At 64.7% G+C, this 3,174-nt stretch carries 3 protein-coding genes; 2 read left to right on the forward strand and 1 reads right to left on the reverse strand.

All coding sequences use genetic code 11. From position 1 onward, the window contains the following. Positions 1-19 precede the first annotated feature (19 nt). Complete coding sequence (locus VN856_RS23840) at positions 20-586, forward strand: hemerythrin domain-containing protein (RefSeq protein WP_325693810.1); 567 nt, start codon at positions 20-22, stop codon at positions 584-586. A gap of 9 nt (positions 587-595) precedes the next feature. Here the strand turns inward: VN856_RS23840 and VN856_RS23845 are convergent, their stop codons facing one another. Beyond that, positions 596-2,227 carry a glutamate--tRNA ligase gene (locus VN856_RS23845; protein ID WP_325693804.1) on the reverse strand — a complete coding sequence of 544 codons (1,632 nt, stop codon included), beginning with the start codon at positions 2,225-2,227 and terminating at the stop codon, positions 596-598. A gap of 102 nt (positions 2,228-2,329) precedes the next feature. Here VN856_RS23845 and VN856_RS23850 point away from each other — a divergent pair. Further along, positions 2,330-3,174: protein adenylyltransferase SelO family protein (locus tag VN856_RS23850; protein WP_325693807.1), on the forward strand; the 845-nt coding region annotated here is incomplete at its 3' end.

A 3,174-nucleotide genomic window follows, 5' to 3' on the forward strand; every position in this document is an offset into this window, starting at 1 on the left:
AACACTGGAGGTATGGGGCATGTCCGAGATGATCATTCAATCGCCCGACGACGTGATCGCGTTCCTGAAAGCTCAGCACAACCTCATCGAGGACATGTTCGACCAGGTGCTGCACGCGACGGACCCGGAGGCCCGGGAGAAACCATTTGTGCACTTACGCCAATTGCTGGCTGTGCATGAGACAGCCGAGGAAATGGTGGTACATCCCCGGGTGCGTCGCGAGGTGGATGCCAGCGACTCGATAGTCGACGCTCGGCTCGAAGAGGAGCACGAGGCAAAGGAGCTGTTGTCGGGGATCGAGAAGCTCGACATCACCTCACAGCAGTTCATCGATGAGCTCACCAAGCTGCGGGATGCGGTGTTGGACCACGCTCAGCACGAGGAGACCTACGAATTCCCCACGTTGCAAAAAGAACTCGATGCCGACGAGCTCAAGCGACTGACAGCAGCCGTACGTGCGGCGGAAGCCATCGCGCCGACCCGTCCGCACGCCGGGGTGGAATCACCGATGTTGAATTTCGCCGTCGGACCGTTTGCGTCGATGGTGGACCGCGTTCGTGACCTGATCGAGCACGGCCGCGGCTGAAGCGCAGGTTTACGTCAGCGAACTGATCCGCCGGATTACTTCGTCCCGGCCCAGGGTGCGGGCGATCTGGAACAAGTCGGGGCTCTTGGTCGACCCGGTCAGACCGACTCTGATCAATTGGGAGGCCTCGCGGATCGAGCCCGGGTAGGCGTCAGGATTCTTCTTGTAGTCCTTCGCGTTAGCAGCGAAGCCGAACTTGTCGGCCAGGTCCCTAATCTGCTGGAACCACTGCACCGGATCGTCGAGATCTTGATAGGTCGCGATGAAATCCCCCGCGAACGACCGGACCAGGTCGGGCGAAAGTCCGAGTTGCGCTTCGTCGGCAGCCACCAACGTGAACAACTCGGCGAAGAAGAAGCCGTAGGCGCCGCGAAAGTCTGACCATTTGCGCAGGTCTTTGCGCGGGTTGGCGACCCCCTCGCGCTCGACCGCTAACGCGGCCAGCGTCTCGTCCGGGTGAGCCGCGATCACGCGATGCAGCTCGGGATCGAATTCCGCCGCCCACACCGTCACGGCCGCATAGATCTCCGCCCCGCTCAGCGTCGCAATGTGGTCGGCGCTGATGTCTTCCAGCTTCACCAGATCGACCAGTGGCCCGGCGCCTCCGCACTCGGCGAGGGAGATCGGCGCGGCCAGTGCTTCGGGCAGCGGGATTTCGGCCAGGCGTCCGTTGGCCAGCCCGCGTAGGTAGTAGAGCACCGCGTCGGCGGGATAACCCGAACTGATGTAGAAGTCGACGTCGGCCTCGGGGTCCTTGCGTTTGGACAGTTTTCGTTTGCCGCCCGGGATCTGCTTCATCAGCAGCGCGATGTGCGCGTAAGTGGGCGGCTCGAAACCGAGCGCCTCGAACAACTGCAGATGCAAGGCCGTCGACGACAACCACTCCTCGCCCCGGATCACCAGGTTGCAGCGCATCAGGTGATCGTCGACTGCGTGGGCGAAGTGGTAGGTCGGCAGCTGCACGGCCGCCGAAGATTTCAGGATGACCACGTCGTTGTAGTTGTCCTCCATCGACAGTTCGCCGCGGATAGCGTCGGTGAAGGAAGCCCGCCCGCCGGTGCGCCCGGGCGACCGGAAACGCACGACGTACGGCGCACCGTTCTCCAACTGCTCACGGACGGCCGCGACATCGGCGTCACGCCAGATCGCCCACTCGCCGTAGTAGCCGGTCGGGCGCTTGAGTTGTTGCTGGCGCGTACGCATTTCGGTGAGTTGCTCCGAGGTGGCAAAGCACAGATATGCCTTCCCGGCACGCAACATCTCGCGCGCGTAACTCAGATAGATCGTCGCCCGCTCCGACTGGCGGTACGGCCCGTACTCGCCGCCGCCAACCCCCTCGTCGGGAACGACCCGAAAGTAGGCGAAAGCACGATCGAACTGTTCATGCGCGCCCGCCACTTCCCGCGATTGGTCGGTGTCCTCGATTCGGACGAAGTAGCGGCCACCGGTCTGGTACGCGACGGCGCGGTCGATCATCGCCGTGTAGATGCCACCGAGGTGTATGAAGCCGGTCGGCGACGGAGCCAACCGGGTCACCTCGGCACCGTCAGGCAGCTCACGGGGTGGATAGCGCTGTTCCCACACGCCCGGTTCGGGCAGATCGGCGGGAAAGAGGTTGTCAACCTCGTGCGGCTCCAGCATTCCGGTGAGGGCTCCTATCGGGACGGTTTGCCTGGTCGATGTTAGTCACGCTGGTCGCGGCGGGACACAGCTCACCACTCGTACGCTCCGTAGGCTGGGTGGGTGAGCGTCGCACCGGAGACCACCGTTGCTCTGCAAGACCGCTTCGCCAGCGACCTGCCGGAGATGGCTGTCAGCTGGCAGGCACAGACATTTCCCGACCTGCGGCTGCTTGCCTTCAATATGCCGCTGGCCGGCCAGCTGGGACTCGACGCGGCCTGGCTGACAAGTCCGAACGGCCTGCGTTTTCTGGTCGGCAACCTGGTGCCCAGCGGCGCCGCACCGGTCGCCCAGGCCTACGCGGGACACCAGTTCGGCGGTTACGTGCCGCAGTTGGGCGACGGGCGCGCGCTGCTGCTGGGCGAGCTTTCCGACGATGACGGGCGTCTCCGCGACATTCATCTGAAAGGGTCGGGAGCCACGCCATTCGCCCGAGGCGGCGATGGCCTGGCGGCGGTCGGCCCGATGTTGCGCGAATACATCGTGAGCGAGGCCATGCACGCGCTTGGCGTTCCCACGACGCGATCACTGGCCGTCGTGGCGACGGGACGCCCGGTGCACCGCGAAACGCCGCTGCCCGGCGCCGTGCTCGCGCGCGTCGCCGCCAGCCACCTGCGGGTGGGCAGCTTCCAATACGCCGCCGCGACCGGCAACCTCGACCTGCTGCGGCGGTTGGCCGACCATGCGATCGCCCGCCACTATCCCGGCGCAGCGATGCTCGACAACCCCTACCTCGCGCTGTTCGAAGCGGTGGCCGCGGTTCAGGCCTCGCTGGTGGCCCAGTGGATGCTGATCGGCTTCGTCCACGGCGTGATGAACACCGACAACATGACGATCTCCGGCGAGACGATCGACTACGGGCCGTGCGCCTTCATGGAGGCCTACAACCCCGACACGGTGTTCAGTTC

Origin of the sequence: Mycobacterium sp., assembly GCF_035603715.1 — a bacterium.
GTDB lineage: Bacteria > Actinomycetota > Actinomycetes > Mycobacteriales > Mycobacteriaceae > Mycobacterium.

Excerpts from the sequence above, each read along its gene's own strand:
- VN856_RS23845 (WP_325693804.1), bottom strand. The coding sequence starts at position 2,227 with ATGCTGGAGCCGCACGAGGTTGACAACCTCTTTCCCGCCGATCTGCCC.
- VN856_RS23840 (WP_325693810.1), top strand. The coding sequence starts at position 20 with ATGTCCGAGATGATCATTCAATCGCCCGACGACGTGATCGCGTTCCTG.